Source organism: Candidatus Clostridium eludens (assembly GCF_045310515.1).
Classification (GTDB): domain Bacteria; phylum Bacillota; class Clostridia; order Clostridiales; family Clostridiaceae; genus Clostridium_B; species Clostridium_B eludens.
Genome location: NZ_JBJHZX010000005.1, coordinates 160,723 through 187,230, shown reverse-complemented (window position 1 = coordinate 187,230; position 26,508 = coordinate 160,723). Strand labels below are relative to the sequence as shown.

Genomic DNA, 26,508 nt, shown 5'->3' with positions numbered 1-26,508 from the left:
CCCCTAAAGGATAACGTATTCTAAGTGCTAAAGACACTAAGAATACTGTTAATAAGGTTCAGATGGAGAAAAGTATTCCTCATGAGCAAACTCCACCTGAACCTAAGAATCACTTGATAAATTAATAAAGTTGTTAAATTATTATTTACATAACTTGAAGAATAATCTATACTAATTAGTGGCTTAGTAAAATTATTATTAATTTATATATATTTTAAGGGATTTTTAATATTTTATAGTTACTTTTAAAAATAATGTAATTGTTATAAATGTTTGTAAAACAATGTATCTGAAAGGAGGAAATACTTTAGGATTAAATATATCTTAGAGTAAATCTAAAATGTCATCACAATATGTTATGAAACCTGTGTATCAAAAAATAGCAATAGATATAGCCAATAGAATAGTAACAGGGGATTTTTCCATAGGCGATAAACTTTATGGGAGGTCTTCTCTTGCAAGTCATTATAATGTTTCTCCTGAAACTATTAGGCGGGCAATGATTCTTTTAAATGATATGGATATTGTGGAAGTCACAAAGGGAAGTGGAATTATTGTTAAATCTGTAGACAATTGTCTGAAATTTATAGGTAAATTTAAAAATATAGATTCTATGAATTTCTTAAAAAAGGAAGTAGTAGAGTTATTAAATGAAAAAAGTATAATAGATAAAAAAATTGAAGCAGTGCTTAATGAACTTATAGATTACTCAAATAGATTTATTAGTACTAATTCTTTCATACCTTTTGAATTTAAAATATGTAAGGGATTTAATATTGTTGGTAAAACTATATCAGAATGTAAATTCTGGCAGAATACAAGTGCTACTATAATAGGTATAAGAAGAAATGGAAATTTAATAATTTCTCCAGGCCCTTATGCTGTATTTGAAGAAGGTGATGTTTTCATAGCAATAGGTGATGAGGCTAGCTACTATAAAATTAAGAAATTTATTTATTAAAAAATGGATAATTAATCAGATGTAAATCAGGACATAGATTTTATTTATGGGAATCTATGTTTTTTATTTTTTTGCAGTTAATCTAAATTTAAAACTTTCAAAAGTATAGGATAAATGGGAGTTCTCTTTACAAAGTGACAACTTTGTGATAAATTGAAGTTGTCACTATTTTAAAAAAGGAGGGATTATGTTGATAGAATTTAAAAATGTAAGTAAAAATATAAATAACAAGTGTATTATTAACAATATAAGTCTAAATGTAAATAGGGGAGAATTAGTTATTTTTATTGGTCCTAGTGGTTGTGGAAAAACTACTACCTTAAAGATGATAAATAAATTAATAACTCCAACTTCAGGCCAAATTTTTATAAATGGAAATAGACTTGAAAAGGAAGATACCATTAAACTTAGGAGAAACATAGGATATGTAATACAACAAACAGGCCTTTTTCCTCACATGACTGTAGCTGAAAATATATCTTTAATACCTAATATTGAAAAAATGGATAATAAAAAGATTACAGAAAGAATTGAGGAATTGTTAACTTTGGTGGGTATGTCCCCTAGAGAATATATGGACAAGTATCCCAATGAATTAAGTGGTGGACAGCAGCAAAGGGTTGGTATAGTAAGGGCTTTAGTTATGAACCCAGAAATAATATTAATGGACGAGCCATTTAATGCATTAGATCCAATAACGAGAAATCAACTTCAAGACGAAATATTTAACATTCAACAAAATTTCAAAAAAACTATTGTCTTTGTGACTCATGATATGGATGAAGCATTAAAATTGGCTGATCGTATATGTATTATGGGAAATGGAAGTGTACTACAATTTGATACACCAGAAGAAATACTAAAAAATCCTTCTAATGATTTTGTAAGGGAGTTTATTGGAGAAAATAGAATATGGAATCAGCCAGAGCTAATTAAGGCAAAAGATATAATGATAAAAAATCCAATAAAATCAAGTGGTGAAAGGACAGTGGTTCAGGCAATTGAAATAATGAAATCAAATCATGTAGATAGTTTGCTTATTGTAAATGAGAATAATAATCTAATGGGACTTGTTACTTTAAAGAAAATTAGACTTAATATTGATAAAAACAAAAGGTTGAAAGAAATCATGGAAACAAATGTGATAACAGTAAATTTCGAGGATTCTATAGTGAATGCCTTGGAAAAAATGGAGTATGGTAACAATGGATATATTCCTGTCATAGATAATGAATCAACTTTAGTAGGACTTATTACCAGAAGTAGTCTTTTATCAGTGATGAGTAATCAGTTTATTAATAAGGATGTGGATGCTTGATGAATACAATAAATAATTTTTTTCAATTTGTAATAGACAGAAGATTGCAAATATATCATCTGTTTATAGAACATATAGAATTGACTATGTTTGCAGTTTTAATATCTGTAATAATAGGAATTCCTCTGGGGATGTTTATAATAAGGACAAGAAGACTTTCTACTGTAGTAATTGGACTGGCAAATATTATACAATCCATACCTAGTTTAGCTTTGCTAGGCTTTTTAATTCCAATTCTAGGCATAGGCAGTAAGCCGGCAATTGCCATGGTAGTTCTATATTCTTTACTTCCAATAATAAAGAATACTTTTACGGGACTTACTAATATAAATGGAGCCATAATTGAAGCAGCAGAAGGGTTAGGACTTACTAAATCTCAGATTTTACTAAAAGTTAGATTTCCCCTGGCAATGCCAATTATAATGTCTGGTATAAGAATATCTGCGGTTACCGCAGTAGGTCTTATGACTATTGCCGCTTTTGTGGGAGCAGGAGGACTAGGATATCTGGTATTTTCAGGTGTACAAACTGTTAACAATAACATGATTTTGGCAGGGGCAATTCCTGCATGTTTTCTAGCTATATTTTTCGATTTTATTATAGGAAAGATTGAAGATATCGTAACTCCTAAAGGTATAAAAATTTCACATAAAAAATCTAAGAAAAGAACAAATAAGAGTATTGCTAAGGTATTAAAGAATAAAAAACCTGTTTTGGCAGTAGTGGGCTTAATAATACTGGGTATTGTCGTATCTACCACATATAATGGATTAAACAAAAAAACTATAGTAGTTGGTTCAAAAAACTTTAATGAACAACTGGTGCTTGGAAATATGATTTCTTCTTTGATAGAGTATAATACGGATTATAAAGTAGATAGAAAGTTAAACCTAGGAGGCAGCAGTGTGGTTTTTAATGCCATGAAGTCTGGTGATATAGATTTATATGTAGAATATACAGGTACAGGTCTTGTAAATATAATGAAACGAGAATCTATAAGCGATGCAGATCAGGTTTATGATATAGTAGAAGATTATTTCAAGAAAAATTATGGTATGCAGTGGCTTAAACCTTTAGGGTTTAATAATACTTATGTACTGGCTGTGAAAAAAGAATTGTCAAATAAATATAATATAAATACCATATCAGATTTGACCAAAATAAGTAATAATATAAATCTAGGATGTACTATGGAGTTTGCAAATAGAGCTGATGGATACCCTGGGCTTCAAAAATTATATGGATTAAACTTTAAAACTGTAAAAGGTTTAGATGGAGGACTTAGATATTCTTCTCTTGAAAATGATGAAACTCAAGTAACAGATGCTTTCTCTACAGATGGATTGCTTAAAAAATTTGATTTGAAGCTTCTTAAAGATGATAAAAACTTTTTCCCCCCTTATTATGCAGTTCCTCTAGTAAGAGAAGATGTATTAGAAAAATACCCAAAAATCAAACCTTTACTTTTGAGTCTGGAAGGAAAGATTACAGATGATGATATGAGAGAAATGAATTATAGAGTGGATAATGGTGAAGATCCTAAAGTAGTTGCGGAGGATTTCTTAAGAAGTAAGGGCTTAATAAAATGAATTTCTTTATCTTCAGCAAGTTGAATTTTGCAAAATATAGAAAATGATTTATAATATGACGTATAAATAAAAATTATATTATAAATATAAGATTTAGGAGGTAGCATGGATATAAAAAATATAGCTGTACTGGGTACTGGTACCATGGGAAATGGGATAGCGTATCTTTGTGCAGAAAGTGGGTTAAATGTAAATATGTTTGGAAGATCTGACGCCAGTTTAGAAAGAGGGTTTAAGGGTATAAAGGCTAATCTACAGAGAGTTGAGGAAAGTGGAAAAATAGATGAACATGCTTCGCAAAAAATATTGAGTAGAATTAAAGCTGTGAAGACTATTGAAGAAGCAGCAAAAGGTGCTGATTTTGTAATAGAGTGTATAGCTGAAGATTTAGAAATCAAGCAAAAAGTATTTTCTAAGCTAGACAAAATATGTTCCCCAGAGGTTATTTTAGCTTCTAATACTTCAGGACTTAGTCCTACAGATATAGCGGCAAATACGAAGCACCCAGAGAGAGTGGTAATCGCTCACTTTTGGAATCCGCCTCAATTTATTCCCTTAGTAGAAGTAGTACCTGGAAAACATACATCTTCTGAAACAGCGGATGTTACTATGGAATGGGTTCAGGTTATAGGTAAAACAGGTGTTAGGATGGAAAAAGAATGCCTGGGATTTATAGGCAATAGGCTTCAACTTGCATTGCTTAGAGAGGCACTATATATAGTTGAACAGGGATTTGCAACAGCAGAAGAGGTGGATAAGGCTATAGAATATGGGCATGGAAGGAGATTACCAATTACAGGACCCTTATGCAGTGCAGATTTAGGCGGTCTTGATATATTTAATAATATATCCTCCTATCTATTTAAAGATCTTTGTAATTACACTGAGTCTTCTAAGCTTTTGAAAAGCAAAGTTGATAGTGGTAACTTAGGCAGTAAAACAGGAAAGGGTTTTTACAATTGGACACCTGAATTTTTGGAGAAGAAACAAAATGAAAGAGTTCAATTGCTTATGAAGTTTTTAGAAAAAGATGAAAAAAATAAGGCAACTAGAAGTAAATAAAAAATCAAGGAGAGTTTTTATTTACAAATAATATTTTAAAATTCCAGAGGCCCTATTTCTTCTTCAATACATTTTATCAATACTCCTTCATGTATAAGTTTTTTTACTTCTTCAATATAAGGATAAACAAAAATATCTTCGGAAATTTCAGGCATTATTTTTCTTATTTCGCTGTAAACTTTGGATGTTGCAGGTGATGGCTTTAGTGGATATAAAAATTTTATACCCTGTGATGAAGCAATAACTTCTAATGCAATTATATTTTCAAGAAGCTGTGATATGTGTAAAGCTTTTTTAGATGCATTATATCCCATGCTTACATAATCTTCTTGATTAGCACATGTAGGAACATTATCAATTGTAGCTGGACTAGCTAAAATTCTCATTTCTCCGAGAATTCCTGCTGCGGCATATTGGGTAATCATAAGCCCGCTATTTAATCCAGGATTTTGTATTAAAAATGCGGGTAAGCCGCTTTCATTTTCATTTAGAAGTCTCTGGATTCTCCGTTCAGACATTTTACCAAGATTAACATCTGCAATACATATAGAATCAGCTTCAATTCCCACATAGGCACCATCGGCATTACATCCTATGAGGGCTTCTCCATCTTTATTGCCTGTGGGATATATTATTGGATTGTCGCAGCATGAATTCATTTCATTCATAATAGTAATGTAGGCATCTTTAAGAGTTTTTTTAGCAGCACCATGAAGTTGCGGTATACATCTTAAGGATAGGGCATCTTGAAGTCTATAATTTATATATTTTTCTGCTATTTCACTGTTTTTTAATATTTTACTTATATTATTAGCAGTACTTTTCTGCTCACTGTGGCGTCTAACCCTTTGAATGCCAGGATGAAAAGCATGAAGTGTGCCTTTCAAAGTTTCTAAAGACATGGCACCTGCAATATCAAGATTAATTGCAGATTTTATTGAATCATATATGGCAATAGCTGCCATGGCAGTTACAGATGTTGTTCCAGATATTAAACTTAAGCCTTCTTTATATCCTAACTTAGGGGCTTTTATTTGAGCCTTTTGTAGCGCTTCATCTGCTGAAATAAGGGTTCCTTTATACCAAGCCTTTCCTTTACCTATGATTATTAAACTAATATGAGCTTCTGGTGACAGATATCCGACGGAACCATGGGACGGTGCAAAGGGAATAATATTTTTATTTAAGAGTTCACATATAAATTGCAGGGTCTCAATTTTTACCCCAGAATAGCCCTGGCCTAGATTTAAAAGCATCATAAGTAAAATTCCTCTTACTGTCTCTGGTTCTAAAGGTTCTCCTACAGAACATGCATGGGAAAGAAGAATATTTTTTTGAAGTTTTTCTGCATGGTCTTCATCTATAATTTTAGTATGGTTATATCCAAAACCAGTGGTAACTCCATAAATGATCCGCTTCTCTCTTATAAATTTTTCTATTAATTTTCTTGAATTTTTAACTCTGGAAGTATAGTCACTTGATAAATAAACCTTTGCACCATATCGTACTACTGCAATAAATTCATTTAATGTAATATCTTTCTCTCCAAGATTTATTTTGTTTATTCTATTTGCTGCACAAAGATCGATTAATTTATTGCTCATAAATATCCTCCTACTGAACCTAATAATCACTTGATGAGCATAAAAAACACGTAGGATTTCTGCGTGTTTTTTAAATTCAGTTAATTTAGCCTTCTTAAAGATGTGTCTAAATCAAAAATAATATCATCAATATCTTCAATGCCTATAGATAATCTTATTAAGTCAGGTGTTACACCCGCCAGGGCTTGTTCCTCTTCAGATAATTCTGCATGGGTTGTAGTGGCTGGATGAACTACAAGAGACTTCACATCTCCTATATTTGTTACCAAAGAAAATAACTGTAAATTATCTATGAATTTTTCTATGTTGCTAAGACCTCCTTTTAGGCCAAAAGTAAGTATGGAACCAGCACCTTTAGAAAAATATTTTTTGCCTAAATCATGGTATTTACTGTTTTTAAGTCCAGGATAATTTACCCAAGAAACTTTATCATTTTTATTTAAAAATTCAGCTACTTTTTGTGCATTGTAAACATGCTTTTTCATTCTAAGGGACAATGTTTCAATTCCCTGAAGTAACATAAAGGCATTAAATGGACTGAGGGTGGCACCTAAGCTGCCCATGAGCTGATCTCTGGCTTTTGATATAAAAGCAGTGTTTTTATATGTTTCATAATATTTAATTCCATTATAATTTGTTTCTGTAAGGCATGGAAATTTACCGCTTTTAGCCCAATCAAAATTTCCACCTTCCACTATAACTCCGCCTATAGTAGAGCCATGGCCCCCTATAAATTTTGTGGCGGAATGAACTACAATATTAGCCCCATATTTTATTGGATTAAAGAGATAGGGGGTAGCAAAGGTATTATCAATGATTAAGGGGATTCCATTATCATGAGCTAATTTTGATAAAGGCTCTATATCTACAATATTAATGCCTGGATTTCCCATGGATTCTACATATATAGCTTTAGTTTTCTCATTAATATGGTTTTTAAAATTATCTATGCTATTAGGGTCTACAAAGTTAGTTTTTATCCCCATATTTGAAAATAAATTTGTAAATGTACTATGTGTGCCGCCGTATAGAGTATCTGAGGCTACTATCTCATCCCCTTGAGATAAAATATTTAGTATGGAATAGGAAATGGCAGCCATTCCAGAACTGACAGCAAGGGCAGCTGAACCACCTTCAAGCGAGGCTATTCTTTCCTCAAGTGCACTTTGAGTTGGATTCCTAAATCTAGTATAGTTATATCCAAATTTTTCATAAGAACTAACTGCTTTGGCATCTTTAAAAGTATCAAAGCGGAATGCTGAAGTTTGATATATTGGTACAGCAGTAGCTCCAGTTTGCAAATCTACTTTTTGCCCTGCATGAATTTGAAGTGTATCGAATTTAAATTTTTTAGTGGTCAAACTAATAACTCCTCTCAATATATTATTTGTTAATATTCTATAACTTTTGCAGCTTTAAGGCTTTTTTAGGACAAGTAGTTGTACATATGCCGCAGCCTATGCATCTACTGCTGTGCATATATATGATGCTATCCTTTTTTTCAAATACATTTAATTGGCAGCGTTTTATACATATACCACAATTTATACATTGATCTTTGTCTATAGATACAATATAGGAAGCTTTAGGCCATTTTCCCTTAAGCCCCAGAGCTTCCGAGGTTCTTAATGGATAGCAGCAGCATGTACAACAATTACAAATAGCATTTTTTTCTACTGAATGGATAAGACCTTCTTTTTCAGCATGTTTTAATAATTCTATGGTTTCTTTTTTAGTTAATTTTTTGCCATGTCCTCTATTTTGAGAAGAATTTATTTCATTTCCAAAAGTTATACATACATTTCTGTCAAAGCTGCATCTTTCAGTTATAGATTTACAGTCACAGGGAATCACATAAATATCTTCTTCTATGGTATTTAAATATTCAATAACATCTTCTAATGGAAGAATCTTATTTCCAGCTTTAATTAAGTCATTTATTGATATATTCTTTTTAGAGTCAATAAATTTTTTAAAAATCCAGGTTGAAATTTTTTCTCTATCCTCTTCTCTAATTTTTTTCCAGTTATCTCTTTCGAAAGAAGCCATTCTGCTGAGTCTGGAATCCAGAGAATTAACACTATATTTTATTTCTTCCTCTATTGTTTTATTTATCACAGAATTCTTATAAGCATTTTTTAGAGCATTAGTCATATCTTTATTTAATGATTTTTCGATTTCTCCTTTTGAAAGTGAGTTATCTTCTATTGTAACCATTAGTTCTATGTCATTTTCCGTATAAATATAGTGTAAATAGGGTGTTATTATTTCGGGAACATCTAAAAGATTTACCAATTTTGTTTCAATTGACATTTATTATCTCCACCTTAATAAATTTATATAACTAATACAAACCATTTTGGAATTCGCTGTATGTAAGTTCTCCTTTTGCCTTTAAGGAAGCCTTTTTCTCAAAATGTAGTATTATTTCATTAGCTGAAAATGCTAATCCAGCCGACATAATAGTTCCCCATAAAATTTTAGGTAAATAGTTCATTCTCAGGCCATCAAATAATATGACACCAAGACCTCCCGCATTGATTACTGCTGCAATAGTGGCAATTCCTATGGTGACTACAGTAGATATTCTTATACCTCCCAGTATTATCGGAAAAGCTAAAGGCAGCTGGATTTTAAAAAACAACTGAGATTTACTTAAACCCATTCCTATGCCAGCTTCTACTATAGAAGGGTCTATAGAGTTAAAACCTGCCAGTACATTTCTTATGAGAATGTACTGGTTGTAAATAACTAAAACAAAAATAGCAGTTTTTTTACCCAATCCTATTAAAGGTACTAAAAGAGCAAATAAAGCCAAGCTGGGAATTGAATATATAGCTCCAAATATGGACAATACCAAGCTAGACAATAATTTAGAGCGAAGAATTAAAATTGATACAGGTATTGAAATTAATAGTGACAAGGCAATTGTTAAAGATACAATATAAAGATGTTCTGCCAATAGTTGTGCCATTTTATCATAATATTTAAATAAATAATCTAGCATAATTTCCACCTTTCTATCTCAACATATTTCCAGCTTATCTACTTTAGGATTTGCTTTTAATTGTTCTAAGGTTATTTTACCTATGGGGTTTTGGTTTTTATCTTCTACAATAATGTACTCTATATTATTTTCAAGGAAAAAGGCCAGTACATTATCTAAAGTTTCATCAGGGCTTATTCTATAAGAGGTATTTTTTATAGAGAAATCTATAGGCAGCATTACGGAGCTGGCCTTAAGTAATTTCAATCTCTGCAATATATTGTCAGAAGAAATTAGCTTAGATACATAATTATTAGCAGGTTTAAACAAAATGTTGTAGGCAGTATCAAATTGTTGAATCTTACCTTCATTCATAATGATAATTTTATCTCCCAATTTAAAAGCTTCATTTACATCATGAGTTACAAAAAGTATTGTTTTGTTAAGTTTTTTTTGTATTTTTATTAGCTCATCCTGCAGGGTTTGCCTTGTAATAGCATCGATGGCCCCAAATGGCTCATCCATTAGCATTACAGATGGATCTGCGGCCATGGCTCTGGCAATTCCTACTCTTTGCTGCTGACCTCCAGATAATTGTCCCGGATATCTTTTTCTGAAGTCCTTAGGAGAAAGACTTACTAAATTAAGTAAATAATCTATTCTATCATTTATCTTATTTTTATCCCATTTTAAAATTTGTGGAACTGTTGCAATGTTTGCTTCTACAGTCATATGAGGGAATAAACCTATCTGTTGAATAACATACCCAATCTTTCGCCTATAGTCCTCTACAGGAAGTTTTTTTATATTTTTGCCAAAGAATAATATATCTCCTGAGGTAGCTTCGTATATTCGATTAATCATTTTTAAAAATGTAGTTTTTCCTGAACCGGAAGTCCCTAAAATAGTTATAAAATTTCCCTCTTCAATACTTACACTTATATCGGTAATAGAATATTTAGAGGCTTTGGGAAATTTTTTGCTTACATTTAAAAATTCTATTGCAGTATTTGCCAAACTATATTCACCTCTTTTCATAGCATACATCATATTAAAATATAATGTATTATTTGCTAAACTCCTTATTAAAAAAGTCTTTTGCTACATCTGAGTATTCTTTCTTATCTATATCTACCTGAGCATTTAGCTTAATTAAAGTAGCATTATCTAATTTAGCAGTGACTTTATTTAAAATATCCTTTATTTCAGGATTTTTGCTTAAAATATCACCTCTAACCACTGGCGCTACATTATAAGGTGGCCATGCATGCTTGTCGTCTTCCAGTGATACAAATTCATCCTTACGTAGTTGTCCTTCTGTAGTATATGCAACTGCTACATCAGCTTTATCATTATGAAGTACATCGTATTTAATGCCATTATCATATATTTTTTTATCCTTAAAATTAAATGCACCATATATTTGTACTAACCTAGGCATACCATCAGCTCTTACGTCAAATTCTCCTTGGGATGCATACCTTAAGTTACTGGCATTTTTTTGTAGGTCAGAAATAGTATGAATGTTATATTTATCTGATGCTTTTTTAGTGATAACCAGTCCTTGCGAATCATTTCCAGAAGATGGGTTTAGCCAAATTAAGTTGAATTTTTCTTTATATTTTTTAGATACTTCGTCATAGACTTCTTTTGAATCAAATTTAGGCTGCTCTTTTAATATTGACTGCAAGCCTGTACCAGTATATTCAGGATAAAGATCTATATCTCCCTTAACTAGGGAAGGATGTACTACAGCATCACCTAAATTCAATTTTCTTTCTACTTTATATCCTGCCTTTTCTAAAGCATCTGCATATAATTCACCTAGAATAAGTGATTCTGTAAAGTTTTTAGAACCCACTTTTATAGTAGGCTTATTGGAGCCGGCAGTATTTGATTTATTGCCGCAGCCTGTAAAAGAAAGAGTAAATAACAGTGAAGCAGCTAATGAGAATAATACAGTCTTTTTAAATTTTTTATACATATTTAATTCCCCCTATAATTTATTTAAATTCTTTGGTATCTAATGATATTATGTTGTAATAGAGCTAGCAATATTTCTGATGTTATAGATAACAGTGCAACGGAAATTCCTCCAAGTAGCAGCATTTTAGAATCATTCAGACTTAAACCTGTAAATATAAAATCTCCAAGACCTCCGGCCCCAATGTATGATGCTAAAGCAGCACTGGCTATTACTTCTACAGCAGAAGTTCTGATGCCTGTAATTATTAAAGGCAGAGCTAGTGGTAGTTCAATTTTAAATAGTATTCTTTGGGGTCCCATGCCCATGCCTCTGGCACTTTCTAAGATGAATTTATCTACATTTTTAAATCCCAGATAGGTATTTATTAAAGTAGGCGGTATAGCAAGAATAGTTAGCGCCAATAGAGCGGGAGGAAAGCCAGTTCCAAGTATAGGCATAACTAGTACAAGTATGGCCAGACTCGGAATAATTCTTAAAAAATTAAATAAGTTCATTATGACTGTGGAAAATTTTTTATTTTTAGAACATATAATTCCCAGTGGTACAGATATGATAATGCTAGTTACAATGGCTATAGTACTTATTAATATGTGAATTCTAATAGCCTTATAATATTCTAAATGAGTACTTTGCAAATAATTAATAATAGCAGCTAACATAATAATTTTCACCTCCTCCTGTTAATAAATAAAATGGGAAAGACCAGGTTGATCTTTTTAAATTATTAAGTTGTGAAAAGATTAACTTAGCCTCTAGTTTTGTAGTTAACTAAGCAATTCTATTAAAAATAAAAAAATTTTCCGCTGAGAAACTGCAGAAAACTATTGTAATCTTTGGGCTTCTCATCTTCTGGGTTTTCACCCTCTGGAATTAGCACCGTTAAATAAAATTATATTCAGGTTGCTTAGACTTCATAGGGCCAGTCCCTCTGTCACTCTTGATAAGAATTTTCCATATTTAATTATATTTTATGAAAAAGTATATATTCTTATAATATGTTTGTCAATACCTAATTTTTATATAATTTCTAAATATAGTACACAAAGTAATTGAGAATGGAAATGTAGTTATATGAAAATAATAATGATATAATGTTCATTGATAAATAATGAAAGGAAGAGATTAAGGTGGAACGATACGTTATTGTGTGTGCTATAGGTGGAGAAGCATTAAAATTTCATGAGAAATTAACTAATGATGTCTGTTATAAATTCAATAAAAAACGTACTAAATTACCGGCCCATTTTACAATAAAAGCACCTTTTGAAACTGATAAAATTGAGGATATAACAAATATCTTAAATAAATTTTCTAAGAGTAATTATAAGCCACCAATAAAAATTGAAGGTTATGGAACATTTAGAGAAGATGTAGTTTATATGGATATAAAAATGTCATCACAAGCTAAAAAAGTCCACGACGATTTTATAGATGAATTAGAAAAGGTACCGTGGATAAAATTCAAACATAATGAAGGAAAAAATAAAGTTTTTCATTGTACCGTAGTATCTAAGAGAATAAAGGATAGATTCAAAGAAATATGGGATTATGTTAATAAATATACCTGTAATTTTAATGAGTATTTTGATAATATATCTCTTTATCAGTGGAAAAATAATACATGGGAATTAGTAAAAAAGTATAAACTTAATGATAGCCATGAAATTCTATAAGCTAGGCTATCATTAAAATTTATCCTTAATTTTAAAATATGTTTGTACAGTTATTTAGTAGAGTTTTTAGAGATTTTGGAAGGATGGTAAGTAGCTGCTTTTTTATTTAAAATCATAGAGGCTAAAATACTCGCTGACATTATTGCAAATATAATTAATAAGGATGCTATTATTGAAATATTTATGTGGAAAAAAGTAATTGAAAGTTTAATGCCTGTAAATATAAGTATACATGCAACTCCATATTTAACATAAGCAAAGCTTTTATGAAGTTTTTCAAGTACAAAATACATGTTTCTAAGCCCTAATATAGCAAATATATTTGAAGTATATACTATAAACGGATCTGTAGTTATAGAAAATATAGCAGGTATTGAGTCTATTGCAAAAATTATATCTGAAGCTTCTATTAATATTAATATAGCGAATAATGGAGTTGCATAAAGTATGCTATTTTTCTTAACAAAAAATTTTTCGCCTTGTAATTCTTTGGATACCGGAATTATTTTATTAAGTAATTTAATTATTTTACTGTCATGAAAGTTATTCGATTTATTATGGTTAAAAAACATTTTAATACCACTTACTATAAGTACCAGTCCAAATATATATAACATCCAGTGAAATTTATTGACAATGGTTACTCCTAATAGTATAAATATAAGCCTTAATACCACTGCTCCGAAGATTCCGTAGGTTAATACTCTTTTTTGATATTCTGGTTTTATTGAAAAACTTTCAAATATGAGTAAGAATAAAAAGATATTATCAAGGCTGAGACTTTGTTCAATTACATACCCGCCTAGAAAAGATAGGGCTTTTTCCGGTCCCATGAAAATATAAATTCCAATGTTAAATATTAAAGCTAGTCCTACCCAAAAGCATAAGCGTAATAAAGATTTTTTTGTAGACATAAAATTTTACCTCCCATTTTTTAATTGAGTATCTGAAAATCAAATAACAAGCAAACTTATAATAAAAAAAATAAGACCTTTAACGTAATTCACAATAAGTAAAATTATGAATTATGTTAAAAGTCTTATTACCCTGTTAGGGTTTACAAAACCAGATTTAGAAAATATAAATCGAAATGTTGACTTTGTAATTTCAATTACTCCCTTTTAACAGCAATTATTAAGTTTAACTTTATATTTATATATTAATATATATTTTATATATTTTCAACATAATAATATTAAATTTTTATAATTTATAGTAAAACTATAGGAGTTCCTTTAACTTTTTAAAAACTTATAATGTCAATTTGTAAAAGGAAATCCTATAGTTAATGTAAAGATTTTAAATCATATAATTATTATTTAGTCTAAGGGTTTAAATTTATCTTTGCCTACACCACAGACTGGGCATTTCCAGTTGCTAGGTAAATTTTCAAATAGAGTACCTACTTTAACACCCGAGTCAGGATCTCCTATAGCAGGATCATAAATGTATCCGCATATTGAACATTGATACTTAGGCATGTTTTTTACAGGATTATTCTTATTTGCTGCGTGAGTTGGTGAGGTTTGTGGAGACTTGCCACGTTTTACATTTTGATAATATGAGTATGTCATAGGGTCTATATCTTTTAATAATTCTGAATTAAGTACTTTTCCAATAAATATAGTGTGGGTTGCTACGTCTATTTCTTGTTCAACTTTTAACTCAATCCATGAAGCAGCATTATCAAGAACTATTGGGACACCGCTTGCACCTGTTTTAAAGGATACCCCAGAAAACTTATCAGTAGTTCTTCCTGATTTAAAACCGAACTTACCTATAAATTCTAAAGGGGCTTCTGTTGAAAGAGCGGATACTCCTATTAACTTGCTTTTTTGTATATATTCATGGGTAAGATTTTGTTTATTAATACTTACTGCAATTTTAGCTGGATCTGATGTTATCTGAAAAACTGTATTTGCAATTTGGCCATTTTTCTTACCTCCAGAAATAGAACTTATAACATATAAACCATAACTTAGTTTATAAAATGCTTTGTTATCAATCATAATTTAATTATACTTACATATATAAGATTTAATATGTAAGTAATGCCTCCTCTCGTTTATATATTGTTTTACTTAAATATTATATTAAAAGTAATATTTACTTATTCCCCTTTATTCTGTAATAGATCTTTTAAGTTGAAATGTTAAGTTATATATATTGTGTAACATGAATATTTTTATTCAATAGTTAAAATAATGCGGTAATAACAAACCACAAATAATAAGTATTATTTGTGGTTTGTTATCATATATTATCTTGATCTGTTAAGATTATAGGTTCATTTTTTGTTATAGCAATGGTGTGTTCATATTGTGCCGATAAGCTGCCGTCAGCAGTACGTGCTGTCCAATTATTATCATCTAATATGGTTCTGTAGGTTCCTATGTTTATCATAGGCTCTATGGTAATCACCATTCCTTCACTAAGCTTTAGCCCTCTTCCAGCTCTGCCGTAATGGGGTACCACTACGTCATCATGCATTACCTTACCTATGCCATGTCCTGTATAGTCTCTTACCACAGAATATCCTAGAGACTCTGCATAAGTTTGTATAACGTGACTTATATCTCCTATTCTATTTCCACAAATGGCTTCTTTTATACCTTTATAAAGGCATTTTTTTGTAACTTTCATAAGGTCTTCAGCTTTTTGTGAGACTTTTCCTACTGGATATGACCACGCAGAATCTGCCAGCCAGCCATTTGAATTTACAACCATATCAATAGTTACAATATCACCCTCCTTTAAGGGTTTATGTGTTGGAAAACCGTGGCAAATTTCATCGTTCACCGAGGCACATGTGGCATAAGGAAATCCCATATAACCTTTTTGTTCTGGTTTTGCACCTTGTTCCTTTAGATATTTTTCTACGAAGGAGTCTATCTCCATAGTAGTTAAACCAGGTTTTATCATTTTTTTAATTTCTTTGTGGCAGGATGCCAGTATTTTTCCAGCTGATGCCATGTAGCTTATTTCTCTATCAGTTCTTATAGATATCAAATTTTTCCCCTCTATCTTAAAATTTATAATATTTACTCTATTTTAACATATGTGTATACAAAAAAGATGATATTATTTTTTAGACTTTATAAAAACTTTTGTATTTGTTGTTGGTTATATAAATATTAGCTATAATTATAGTTAATGTATCTAAAAAATAGCTTTTTTCTATAATTTTAGACATGAAATAATAAATGTAATTTAGGAGGGTGTAATGTTTGTTGCATTTAAAATAGCGTGGAAATTTTTAAAACACAGTAAAATACAGACTTTTGTTATAATACTTGGTATAGCCATAGGGGTTTCTGTTCAGATTTTTATAGGGCTTTTAAGTAGTGGACTGGAAAATACCATTTTAAATAAAATTGTTGCAGACTCTTCTCAGGTTACAGTTTACTCTCATAGTGGAGGTATTGAAAATTGGCAGGACAAAAAAATGAAAATTATAAAAGGGGATTTAAATGTAAATCATGTGGCACCGGTGGCTGATTGCCAGGCTTTTATCAAACTTGAAAATGCAAACCAGCCAGTTCAGATGAGAGGCTTTATTCCTGAAGATGTAAGTGAGTTATATGGTATGAAATATAATATATATGAGGGAAAGATGTATGAAAGTGCTGGACAAGTTATTGTAGGAAAAGACTTAAAAGAAAGGTTAGGCCTTAAATTAGGAGATAATATTGACATATTTACTATAAGCGCAAAAAAATTAACTTTGAATGTAGTAGGTTTTTTTGATTTGGGTGCCTCTAAGATAAATGCTACTTGGGTTATTACGGATTTAACTGCAGTGCAGCAGCTGATTGGCTTTGGCGATAAAGTTACTTCTATAGAAGTAGGAGTGAGGGATATATATAATGCGGACCTGGAGGCAAAAGCTATAGGAAAAGTACTTCTTGATGAAAACTTACAAGTTCAAAACTGGAAAGATCAAAATCAGTTTTTGGCCAATGGCATGATTGGGCAAAAAATTTGTACCCTTATAATCCAATTTTTTGTACTTCTTGCCGCAGTTCTTAGCATTATAAGTATACTTGGTATAAGTGTAGTTCAAAAGTATAAACAGATAGGCATATTAAAAGCTATGGGAATAAGGGACAGCAGTGCAGGTTTTATATTTTTGTACAAGCATTTATTTTAGGAGTATTGGGTACAGCATTAGGGTTATTTTTTACGTGGATTTATATAAAGGGGTTCAATAAGTATATAGTTAATTCTAAAGGATTACCTTTAGTTGATATAATTGTAAACTATAGGTTTATTGAATTATCATGTGCTATTGACATAGCTGCTTCAACTTTTGCAGCATTTTTCCCTGCACTTAAATCTTTTAGACTTAATCCTGTGGAGGTAATAAAAAATGGATAATATTATTGAACTTAAAAATGTTAGTAAAGTTTTTGGGTGGAGAATTAAAAATAAAGTTTTATATGATATTAGCTTATCTATACCAAAAGGTTCTTTTAATTCCATAATAGGAGCATCAGGGAGTGGAAAAACTACTTTATTAAATATAATGGGTATTTTAGATAATCCCACAGAAGGTCAGGTCTATATTGAAGGGAAAAATATAAAAGATATGGGTAGGAGGTCTTTGGCTTCTTTTAGAAATACAAATATAGGGTTTATTTTTCAATTTCATTACCTTCTTCCTGAATTTAATGCTATGGAAAATGTACTTATGCCTTATAGAATAAAGCATTTTTTGTGTGGAAGAAAGGTCAAAGCTAGGGCCGAGGAGCTTTTGGATTTAGTAGGTATTGCAGATCTTAGAAAGAAGAATGTTTATGATTTATCTGGAGGAGAGCAGCAAAGGGTAGCTATAGCCAGGGCACTTATGAACAAACCTAAAATAATTTTGGCAGATGAACCTACAGGAAATTTAGATTCCACTAATGCAGGTGAGATATATAATTTATTTAGAGGTATAAACAGCAAATTTAATACAACTTTTATTATTGTAACCCATGATAAAAACATAGCAAATAGAGCGGATAGAATTATAGAGATAAAAGATGGAAAGGTACAAAAAGTAACTGTTACCTGATAATAAAGATGGTAGATGTGTATTTTAGGAAGGAGAAGATATGTATAAAGTTGATTTAAATTGTGATCTTGGAGAGAGTTTTGGAGCTTATAAAATAGGATGTGATGAGGAAGTATTAAAATATATTACTTCTGCTAATATTGCATGTGGATTTCATGCGGGAGATCCAGGAGTAATGCATGAAACCGTAAAGAGTGCTCTTTTAAATAATGTAGCAATTGGTGCCCATCCAGGGCTTCCTGATTTAGCTGGATTTGGAAGGCGTAATATGGATATATCTCCTGTGGAGGTCTATAATATGGTTGTGTATCAAATAGGGGCACTTTATGCATTTGTAAAATCTGAAGGTGGAGTAATGCAGCATGTGAAACCTCATGGAGCACTTTACAACATGGCAGCAAAAAACAAAGCTATTGCTGAAGCTGTTGCAGAAGGGGTATATAAAGTTAATTCTGAACTTGTTCTTTTTGGATTGTCAGGGAGTAAACTTATATCTGAAGGCAATAGAATAGGACTTAAAACGGCCAGTGAAGTATTTGCAGATAGAACTTATCAAATAGATGGATCCCTTACTCCAAGAAGTGAGCCTGATGCGGTGATTACAGATAGCGGTGAGGCTATATCTAGAGTTTATCGCATGGTAAAAGATGGTTTAGTTATGTGCCAGCAGAGAGAAGATATTAAAATAAAAGTTGATACGGTATGTATTCATGGTGACAGCAGGCAGTCATTAATTTTTGCAAGTAAGATTAGAGACTATCTTGAGAGTTCTGGTGTTTCTGTAGAAAGGATCAATTATATATGAAGCAGTATGAATTTAAATGGAGTATCTTTCCTGTAAGTGAGTCTGCGGTTTTAGTAGAGTTCGGAAAGGAAATAAATAAAGATATACATCAAATAGTTAGAATGTTTGCAAAATACTTGGATGAACATCCTTTTACAGGAATGGTGGAGTATGTACCTGCATTCTCTACTCTTACCATATTTTATGATGCGGTAAAGGTGAAATCTGTAACAGAGGGAGAACAACAATGCTGTGAAATAGTTTCTTTAATGATTGATAAAATGCTTTGTAATCTTAATCTGTCACTTGAAGGAAAAGTGAGGATTGTGAAAATTCCCGTATGCTATGGGGGAGAATTTGGACCAGACCTTCAGTATGTTGCCAGGTATAATAATATTTCTTTAGATAGAGTGATAAAAATTCATTCAAGTAATGAATATGTTGTATATATGATTGGATTTGCTCCTGGCTTCCCTTATTTAGGAGGAATGTCTAAAGAAATATCCACTCCAAGGCGTAAGTCACCACGTAAATCAGTTCCTATAGGTTCCGTTGGAATTGCGGGAATGCAAACAGGCATTTATCCAATTAGTACTCCAGGAGGATGGCAGATTATTGGAAGTACACCTAGAGCATTATTCTGTCCTCATAAATGTCCTCCAAGTATTCTAAAGCCAGGGGATATAGTGAAATTTTATTCTATTTCCCTTAGTGAATATGAAAAATATAAGGAGAGCGAAAAGTGAATATAAGGATTTTTAAACCAGGACTTCTTACAACTATTCAGGATTTAGGCAGATATGGATATCAAAGGTATGGGGTCATAGTTAGCGGTGCTATGGATATGTATTCACTCCGTCTGGCCAATATTCTAGTTGGCAATAAGGAAGGAGAAGGAGCACTGGAAATTACATTAGTGGGACCTTATTTAGAGATGTCTAAAGGAACTCTTTTTTCCATAACGGGAGGAGATTTTTTACCAACTATAGAAGGAAAATCTGTACCTATGTGGAGACCTGTATATTTAAATAAGGACAGCATATTGGAATTTAGTAATTGCAGATTAGGCTGTCGTGCATATTTATCTGTTGCTGGAGGATTTGATGTTCCTGAGATTATGAAAAGTAAAAGTACATACATTAAGGCTGGAATAGGAGGATACAAAGGAAGAGCTTTGAAAAAAGGTGATATAATTAAGCTCAATCCTCCGAGAAAAAAATCCATTAATATTATGGATAGACTATTAAAAGAAAAGGCATCACAAGCATTTATTTCAGTTAACTGGAAAGTGGGAGGATACAGAAAAGGGGGAAGTGGATACAATTCTATTAGAGTTGTTAGAGGAAGACAATTCAAGTATTTTTCTCAAGAAAGTTTAAATGATTTTTTTCATTCTGATTTTATGATTTCACTGCAGTCTGATAGAATGGGATACCATCTATTAGGACCTAGGATTCGGTTAACTGAAACTTTTGAAATGATTTCTGAAGCGGTTTCTTTTGGAAGCGTTCAAGTTCCTCACGATGGCAATCCTATTATACTTTTGGCAGACAGGCAGACTACAGGAGGGTATCCTAAGATTGCACAGATAGCTTCTGTAGATCTAGAAAAAATAGCACAGATGAAACCTAATGAAAAAATTACGTTTGTAGAAATTTCTTTAAAAGATGCAGAAAATTTGTATTTTAATAGAGAAATATATATACGTAATTTGAAAACAGCTGTAAATTTAAAGAACTCTATCAATTTTCAAATATAATATTATTTTCTTACTTGCGTTAATTTTTTAAATATTTAGTTGACTTATCTAAATGTTCAGGGTATAATATAAACAAGAAAGTAAAAAAATTTTTCTTGCAGATCCTAACTCATAATTTAATATGAATTGAAATGTTAAATATTTTAAAATAGTTAGGGTAAAAATGCAATTAGTTTATTTATAGGTATGTGTTTATATTTATAGATATTCCGTTGTGTACAAGTGTTAGTCTGTAGGAAGTTGATTATTAATAGTGTATATTCCTATAAAACGTCCAATTTGTAAATTACTATAAGCCTTTGTGATGTGCGTAGTAGTACTGAAAAAGCGGTCGAAAAAAGGTGATAAAAAATTCAAGTAAAACCAAGTTTTTTATATGAGTTAGGGTTTGTTTAACCACCAGTTAGTGTCATTTAGCTAATTGGTGGTTTTAATTTTGTTGCATTAAACTAAAATTTATTTAAAAATTATATTTTTTAAATAAGAGTTTCATCTAAAAATATCATGTCGAATTATTATGGATTTTGAAAAACATATGTGGTAAGATATGATAATGTGTATTTGTTAATAAAAAGTTTAAAAAGGGAGGTGAAATTTATATATGTTAAAGAAAATATCATTGGAGCATAAGCTAGTCAGTATATTAATATTATTTATCGTTATACCACTGTTAGTAATATCTATTACAAGTTTTCACATTGCATCAAAACTTGTAAATAATAAAGCAAGCCAGCTAACTCTTCAAATATCAGATGAAAAAACTTCATTTATAGACTTACATAGCAATTCATTAAAAAATTTAATACAAGCTTTGGCAATTAATCAGGCTGTAATAGGAGAGAATAAAGACGATATAATCAATGCACTGAGAAGTATAACTGACAGTAATAAAGATATAATGCAATCATATGTAGCAGATGGATCAAAACAGATGATTATATATCCTGATGCTAAACTACCTGAAGGCTATGATCCTACCAGCAGGCCCTGGTATAAAGATGCAATAGCTGCCAATGGACAAGTGTCCGTAACTAAACCTTATAAAGATGCTGTTACAGATAAGATTATAATAACTATTGCTAAACAATTACATTTCAATGACGGAAAAGAAGGAGTTGTAGGTATTGACATTGATTTATCTACATTATGCAATAAGTTAACGGCAACTAAAGTTGGAAAAACAGGATACTCTATACTAGCTTTACCGGATGGTACTATTATTGCGGATCCTGATAAAAGCAAATTAATGCTTAGCATAAAAAAAGAGATTCCATCTGGACAAACAATTTTAAATGAGAAACATGGAAATTTACAATATAAAGATGGAAAATCTTCAAAAGTAGTTGGATTTAATCAATCTAAAGAAACGGGCTGGATAGTTATAGCTGTTCTTCCCCAGAGTGATTATGTAGGAGATTTAAATGCAGGTATGACAACAGCTTTTGTAATTTTAATTATTATGCTTATAGCCGCTGTTATATGTGGAATAATTATTGCAAAATATGTAACCAGACCTCTGTTAAGAATACAGGATTTTGCAAAAAGGCTGTCTGTCTGTGACTTTAGTACTCCTATAAAGATAACAAGGGCTGATGAATTTTCACAAACAGCTAGTTTGCTTAATATTGCACAGAAAAATGTAAAAGAACTAGTAAAAACCATCATTGATAATTCTAAGAGTATGAGTTCTTCCAGTGAAGAACTTTCTGCGGCAGTTGAAGAAATAACATTAAAATTTAAAAGTGTGAATGGTTCAATAAATAGCATAGTAGCAGGTTCACAGAAAGTTACTTCTTCTGCAGAGGAGGTAACTGCATCTGTAGAGGAAATAGATGCAAATGTAAACGAATTATCAAGCAAAGCTGAAAATGGAAATATTAATGCAAGCCAGGCTAAAGAAAAGGCACTTTCAATACAGCACAATGCCAGGGGTTCAATACAAGAGTGTAAAAATATTTATAAAGATGAAGAAACAAGAATATTAAAAGCTATAGATGATGGAAAAGTAGTTTCACAAATAAAAGAAATGGCAGATGTGATTGCAAGTATTGCAGAACAAACCAATCTACTGGCATTAAATGCATCTATTGAAGCTGTAAGAGCAGGGGAACAAGGAAAAGGATTTGCTGTAGTTGCCCAAGAAGTAAGGGTTCTAGCTGAACAATCCTCTGAAGTGGTTTCTACTATACAAAGTACTGTAGTAAAGGTTCAGGAAGCTTTCGACAATCTTTCAAGTACAAGTAACGAATTATTAAAATTTATTGATGAAAATGTAAATCTCCAGTTAGATAATTATTCAAATACAGGAGAGGAGTATTTTAAAGATTCTGAAGTTACTTTTAATACTTCCAAGGAATTAGCAACAATGACAAAAGAAATAAAAATTACAGTAGATGAAATAACTAAAGCTATTAGTAGTATGGCAGAAACTGCACAAAAATCATCAGAAAGTACCAATGAGATTAAGAGTTCTATAAATTATGCAACTCAAGGTATTATACAGGTTAGCAAAACTGCTGAAGAACAATCTCATTTGGCACAAAGACTTAATGAAATCATTCAAAAATTCAAAGTTTAGTTTCAGATTAAAATTAGTATGATTATTATATTGACAAAAAATTTTTCAAGTAGTATAGTAATAAAAAGTGATATAGTTGACAATAAATACACCTAACCTTACATTTTTTATATTATTAGATTAATTATAAATCTAATATATAAAAAGTGTAAGATTAATTTGAATTATGATGGAAATAAGTATAGTTAGTTCACTAGAGATACTGGAGGCTAGTCTTATTTTATAAAGTAAAATTAGCCTTTTTAATTTATGTGGTATAAAATAAATAAAAATTATTTAGATAAGGCTAACTGGAAAACCAGAGGTATTAAGTATTATAAATTTTACTTAGTATCTCTTTTTTTATTACAATTATTTGGAAATGTTAAAAGGAGATGAAAAGTATGTCAATTAATTTTAACACCTCACTTTCCCAGACGAGAGAGGAGCGGCTGGGAGCTATTACAGGCTACAGCGGAGATCTACATGATTTATGTAATAGGTCAAAATGTGGAAATTTAAATAACAGGGAAAGATGTTTTAGTCAATCCAGCTCTTGTAATGCAGGATGTGCATTAAGTCAACTTTCCGGAATAAGAGATGTAGCAGTAATAAACCATGCACCATCAGGCTGTACAGCCATGTCAGCAAATGTAAATGTTACAAATATTCAAATGGCTACTAAAAGAGGAATTATAAATAACACTGTATTTGTTGGAACTGATATGAATGAAAGAGATACAGTATTTGGGGCTGCAGAAAGTCTTAAAGAAATAACAAGAGAAATTTACAAAAGATATAATCCTAAAGCAATTTTTATAGGAACTTCCTGTGCAACAGGTATTATTGGAGAAGATGTAGATAGTGTTGTAGAGGAATTGAAAGAAGAGATACCAGTACCAATAGCTGCTGTTTATTGTGAAGGATTTAGATCTAGAGTGTGGGCTTCTGGGTTTGATGCTTCAGATCATGCAGTTCTTACCAATATCGTGAAACCTCCTAATAAAAAGAATAATATAATTAATTTTAAAAATTTTTATGAAAGTGCCAGAGAGGAGATAATAGATATATTTTCAAATTTTGGAGTGAAACCATTATTTTTATATCAGAATTCAACAATAGAAGAACTGTCCCATTTATCAGAATCTCTGGCTACAGTATGTATATGTGGAACACTTGGAACATATTTGGGAAATGGTCTTGAAGAAAAATATGGAGTTCCATATATAAAAACAATCAATCCATTAGGTATTGCAGGATTTGAGACCTGGCTTAGGAGTATAGGTGAAGTAATAGAAAAGCAGCAGGAAGTAGAAAATTATATAAAAAGAGAAAGAGAAATATACTTACCTAAAATAGAAGAGGTAAAAAAGAAACTTAAGGGGTTAAGGGCAGTACTTGGAATGGGACCTGGCTATACTTTTGAAGTATCCCGTGTGCTTCAGGAACTTGGTATTGAAATAGCATGGGCAGGTGCATGGCATTATGATAGAAAACATGACAGCGGTATAATTCCCCCTGCTGTTAATTATTTAATGAAAAATTCATCACATAATATAAAATTAAGTGTAACTGAACAACAGAATTATGAAATATTGAATATATTAAATGAATATCATCCGGATATATATTTTTCAAGGCATCCAGGAACTACTGTATGGGCTATAAAGCAGGGAATACCTGCCTTATGTGTAAATGATGAATATATGATTTTTGGATATAGGGGAACATTAAATTTTGCATATAGTGTGCTTGATACAATTAATAATAGGAGTTTTGAAAAAAATCTTGCTTCTAGAGTTAAATTGCCATATACGGATTGGTGGTATGAGCAAAATAATTCAACATTTTTAAAGAAAGGTATGGTAATATGACAAAGATATTAGATCAGCCAAGATATAAATGTGCTATGGCAGCTATGCAGACTGTACATGGAATAACCAGAGCTATTCCTGTTTTACACTCTGGACCGGGATGTGCTGAAAAACTTGAAAGGGATTTTGGAAGTTCAGGATATTTTTCCTCTCATATATTTCCATGCACAAATATAAGTGAAAAAGAAGTGATTTTTGGAGGAGAGGGTAAGATCAAAGAAACCATAGAAAATGCACTTAAAGTGATAGATGCAGATCTTTATGTAGTTTTAACCAGCTGTAGTTCAGAGATAGTTGGAGATGATGCAGAAGAAGTGGTACGCTCATTTAAAAATGCAAAAAAGCCTGTGATATATGCATCAACACCTGGATTTAAAGGTAATAATTATTTGGGCCATGAGTGGGTCATTGAAGCTATTATTGAACAATATTTGAAACCTTCTAACAAGAAGACGAAGGAATTAGTAAATATATGGGCTAGTATACCTCTTCATGATCCGTTTTGGCTTGGTAATTTAAGACAATTAGAAAAGCTTGTTTCAGAGCTTGGATTAATTCCCAATACTATATTCGGATATGGAAGAGGAATTGAGAATATAGATAAAATACCAGAGGCAGAATTTAACCTTTTGGTATCCCCTTGGGTAGGACTTGAAAATATGAAACTTTTAGAAAATAAATTTGGTACCCCTTATTTTCACTATCCAGTATTGCCTATAGGGGCTTTTGAAACAAGCAAATTCCTACGTGCGTTAGGTGAGTTTGCGAAAATAGATAAGCAAAAAGTGGAAGATATCATTGAGAGTCATGAACAGGAATATTATTATTATATAGAGCGTTTTGCAGATGTATTTCTTGAAACTCGTGTTATGTCAAAGCGTTTTGTGGTAGTTTCAGATGCTCAGTACTGTGTTGGAATTACTAAATTTTTGGTAAATGATTTTGGACTCTTTCCTTCGAAACAATATATAACTGATGATACTCCTTTAAAATATCAAAATAACGTAAGGGAATATTTTAAAGAGCTGAATGATGGTATAGAAGCAGAAGTAGAATTTTGTACAGATGGATATAAGATAGATAACGAAATTAAAAATACGGATTTTTATGGATATCCATTGATTATAGGAAGTTCATGGGAGAAGAAAATAGCGGAGGAAACAAAGGCGCATTATATTACTATTTCATGGCCTGTATTTGAAAGGCTTATAATAAATAGTTCCTATGTAGGATATTCAGGCGGACTAAAACTCTTAGAAGATATATATTCTGTAGTTCTTACAAGATTTAATTGATTT

The 26,508-nt window shown here is 31.2% G+C and carries 22 protein-coding genes, 1 pseudogene and 1 riboswitch; of the genes and pseudogenes, 13 read left to right on the top strand and 10 right to left on the bottom strand.

Annotated elements, in window-relative coordinates; all coding sequences use genetic code 11:
• Nucleotides 1-340 precede the first annotated feature (340 nt).
• The 4 genes from ACJDU8_RS05270 to ACJDU8_RS05255 all read left to right on the top strand — a co-directional run bounded on the left by ACJDU8_RS05270 (nucleotide 341) and on the right by ACJDU8_RS05255 (nucleotide 4,930).
• Nucleotides 341-961: a GntR family transcriptional regulator gene (locus tag ACJDU8_RS05270; RefSeq protein WP_406791104.1), complete on the top strand. Its 621-nt coding sequence runs from the start codon at nucleotides 341-343 to the stop codon at nucleotides 959-961.
• A 190-nt stretch (nucleotides 962-1,151) separates the two neighbouring features.
• Entirely contained in the window at nucleotides 1,152-2,279 is a 1,128-nt protein-coding gene (locus ACJDU8_RS05265; protein WP_406791112.1) for a betaine/proline/choline family ABC transporter ATP-binding protein, read from the top strand.
• On the top strand, nucleotides 2,279-3,868 hold the full coding sequence (locus tag ACJDU8_RS05260; protein ID WP_406791103.1) for an ABC transporter permease/substrate-binding protein: 1,590 nt from the start codon (nucleotides 2,279-2,281) through the stop codon (nucleotides 3,866-3,868). Before ACJDU8_RS05265 ends, ACJDU8_RS05260 begins: the two co-directional genes overlap by 1 nt.
• A gap of 105 nt (nucleotides 3,869-3,973) precedes the next feature.
• Entirely contained in the window at nucleotides 3,974-4,930 is a 957-nt protein-coding gene (locus tag ACJDU8_RS05255; RefSeq protein WP_406791102.1) for a 3-hydroxyacyl-CoA dehydrogenase family protein, read from the top strand.
• Nucleotides 4,931-4,965: 35 nt separating this feature from the next.
• On the opposite strand, the gene ACJDU8_RS05250 is transcribed toward ACJDU8_RS05255, so the two are convergent.
• From ACJDU8_RS05250 to ACJDU8_RS05220, 7 genes are all read right to left on the bottom strand, one after another.
• Nucleotides 4,966-6,534, bottom strand: coding sequence for an HAL/PAL/TAL family ammonia-lyase (locus ACJDU8_RS05250; RefSeq protein ID WP_406791101.1), 1,569 nt, complete (start codon nucleotides 6,532-6,534; stop codon nucleotides 4,966-4,968).
• 80 nt (nucleotides 6,535-6,614) lie between these two features.
• Entirely contained in the window at nucleotides 6,615-7,895 is a 1,281-nt protein-coding gene (locus tag ACJDU8_RS05245) for an O-acetylhomoserine aminocarboxypropyltransferase/cysteine synthase family protein (protein ID WP_406791100.1), read from the bottom strand.
• Nucleotides 7,896-7,932: 37 nt separating this feature from the next.
• Nucleotides 7,933-8,847, bottom strand: a complete 915-nt coding sequence (locus ACJDU8_RS05240; RefSeq protein ID WP_406791099.1) for a 4Fe-4S binding protein — start codon at nucleotides 8,845-8,847, stop codon at nucleotides 7,933-7,935.
• Between the two features lie 31 nt (nucleotides 8,848-8,878).
• A complete protein-coding gene (locus tag ACJDU8_RS05235) occupies nucleotides 8,879-9,541 on the bottom strand; it encodes an ABC transporter permease (protein WP_406791098.1) in 663 nt (220 codons plus the stop codon).
• A gap of 18 nt (nucleotides 9,542-9,559) precedes the next feature.
• Nucleotides 9,560-10,537: an ABC transporter ATP-binding protein gene (locus tag ACJDU8_RS05230; protein WP_406791097.1), complete on the bottom strand. Its 978-nt coding sequence runs from the start codon at nucleotides 10,535-10,537 to the stop codon at nucleotides 9,560-9,562.
• Between the two features lie 49 nt (nucleotides 10,538-10,586).
• The gene (locus ACJDU8_RS05225; RefSeq protein WP_406791096.1) at nucleotides 10,587-11,504 is read right to left on the bottom strand and encodes a glycine betaine ABC transporter substrate-binding protein; all 918 of its coding nucleotides are present in this window, start codon (nucleotides 11,502-11,504) and stop codon (nucleotides 10,587-10,589) included.
• 23 nt (nucleotides 11,505-11,527) lie between these two features.
• A complete protein-coding gene (locus tag ACJDU8_RS05220) occupies nucleotides 11,528-12,166 on the bottom strand; it encodes an ABC transporter permease (RefSeq protein ID WP_406791095.1) in 639 nt (212 codons plus the stop codon).
• 180 nt (nucleotides 12,167-12,346) lie between these two features.
• A riboswitch (SAM riboswitch) is annotated at nucleotides 12,347-12,454 on the bottom strand.
• A gap of 180 nt (nucleotides 12,455-12,634) precedes the next feature.
• On the opposite strand from ACJDU8_RS05220, the gene ACJDU8_RS05215 reads away from it, so the two are divergent.
• The gene (locus ACJDU8_RS05215) at nucleotides 12,635-13,180 is read left to right on the top strand and encodes a 2'-5' RNA ligase family protein (RefSeq protein WP_406791094.1); all 546 of its coding nucleotides are present in this window, start codon (nucleotides 12,635-12,637) and stop codon (nucleotides 13,178-13,180) included.
• A 50-nt stretch (nucleotides 13,181-13,230) separates the two neighbouring features.
• On the opposite strand, the gene ACJDU8_RS05210 is transcribed toward ACJDU8_RS05215, so the two are convergent.
• The 3 genes from ACJDU8_RS05210 to map all read right to left on the bottom strand — a co-directional run bounded on the left by ACJDU8_RS05210 (nucleotide 13,231) and on the right by map (nucleotide 16,189).
• The gene (locus ACJDU8_RS05210) at nucleotides 13,231-14,094 is read right to left on the bottom strand and encodes a TerC/Alx family metal homeostasis membrane protein (RefSeq protein WP_406791093.1); all 864 of its coding nucleotides are present in this window, start codon (nucleotides 14,092-14,094) and stop codon (nucleotides 13,231-13,233) included.
• Between the two features lie 405 nt (nucleotides 14,095-14,499).
• Nucleotides 14,500-15,189 carry a rubredoxin gene (gene rd / locus ACJDU8_RS05205; protein ID WP_406791092.1) on the bottom strand — a complete coding sequence of 230 codons (690 nt, stop codon included), beginning with the start codon at nucleotides 15,187-15,189 and terminating at the stop codon, nucleotides 14,500-14,502.
• 244 nt (nucleotides 15,190-15,433) lie between these two features.
• Nucleotides 15,434-16,189: a type I methionyl aminopeptidase gene (gene map, locus ACJDU8_RS05200; RefSeq protein ID WP_406791091.1), complete on the bottom strand. Its 756-nt coding sequence runs from the start codon at nucleotides 16,187-16,189 to the stop codon at nucleotides 15,434-15,436.
• Nucleotides 16,190-16,403: 214 nt separating this feature from the next.
• Here map and ACJDU8_RS05195 point away from each other — a divergent pair.
• The 8 genes and pseudogenes from ACJDU8_RS05195 (at nucleotide 16,404) to ACJDU8_RS05160 (ending at nucleotide 26,505) form a co-directional block, all read left to right on the top strand.
• Nucleotides 16,404-17,557 (top strand): annotated as a pseudogene (locus ACJDU8_RS05195) (ABC transporter permease).
• Nucleotides 17,550-18,236: an ABC transporter ATP-binding protein gene (locus ACJDU8_RS05190; protein WP_406791090.1), complete on the top strand. Its 687-nt coding sequence runs from the start codon at nucleotides 17,550-17,552 to the stop codon at nucleotides 18,234-18,236. Before ACJDU8_RS05195 ends, ACJDU8_RS05190 begins: the two are co-directional and overlap by 8 nt.
• Before the next feature lie 40 nt (nucleotides 18,237-18,276).
• Nucleotides 18,277-19,041 (top strand): LamB/YcsF family protein, encoded by a 765-nt coding sequence (locus tag ACJDU8_RS05185; RefSeq protein WP_406791089.1) that lies wholly within the window; start codon nucleotides 18,277-18,279, stop codon nucleotides 19,039-19,041.
• The gene (gene pxpB, locus ACJDU8_RS05180) at nucleotides 19,038-19,766 is read left to right on the top strand and encodes a 5-oxoprolinase subunit PxpB (protein ID WP_406791088.1); all 729 of its coding nucleotides are present in this window, start codon (nucleotides 19,038-19,040) and stop codon (nucleotides 19,764-19,766) included. Before ACJDU8_RS05185 ends, pxpB begins: the two co-directional genes overlap by 4 nt.
• Nucleotides 19,763-20,779, top strand: a complete 1,017-nt coding sequence (locus tag ACJDU8_RS05175; RefSeq protein ID WP_406791087.1) for a 5-oxoprolinase subunit C family protein — start codon at nucleotides 19,763-19,765, stop codon at nucleotides 20,777-20,779. Before pxpB ends, ACJDU8_RS05175 begins: the two co-directional genes overlap by 4 nt.
• Before the next feature lie 601 nt (nucleotides 20,780-21,380).
• Nucleotides 21,381-23,357 (top strand): methyl-accepting chemotaxis protein, encoded by a 1,977-nt coding sequence (locus ACJDU8_RS05170; protein WP_406791086.1) that lies wholly within the window; start codon nucleotides 21,381-21,383, stop codon nucleotides 23,355-23,357.
• 383 nt (nucleotides 23,358-23,740) lie between these two features.
• Nucleotides 23,741-25,210 (top strand): nitrogenase component 1, encoded by a 1,470-nt coding sequence (locus ACJDU8_RS05165; protein WP_406791085.1) that lies wholly within the window; start codon nucleotides 23,741-23,743, stop codon nucleotides 25,208-25,210.
• Entirely contained in the window at nucleotides 25,207-26,505 is a 1,299-nt protein-coding gene (locus tag ACJDU8_RS05160) for a nitrogenase component 1 (protein ID WP_406791084.1), read from the top strand. Before ACJDU8_RS05165 ends, ACJDU8_RS05160 begins: the two co-directional genes overlap by 4 nt.
• Nucleotides 26,506-26,508: the final 3 nt, after the last annotated feature.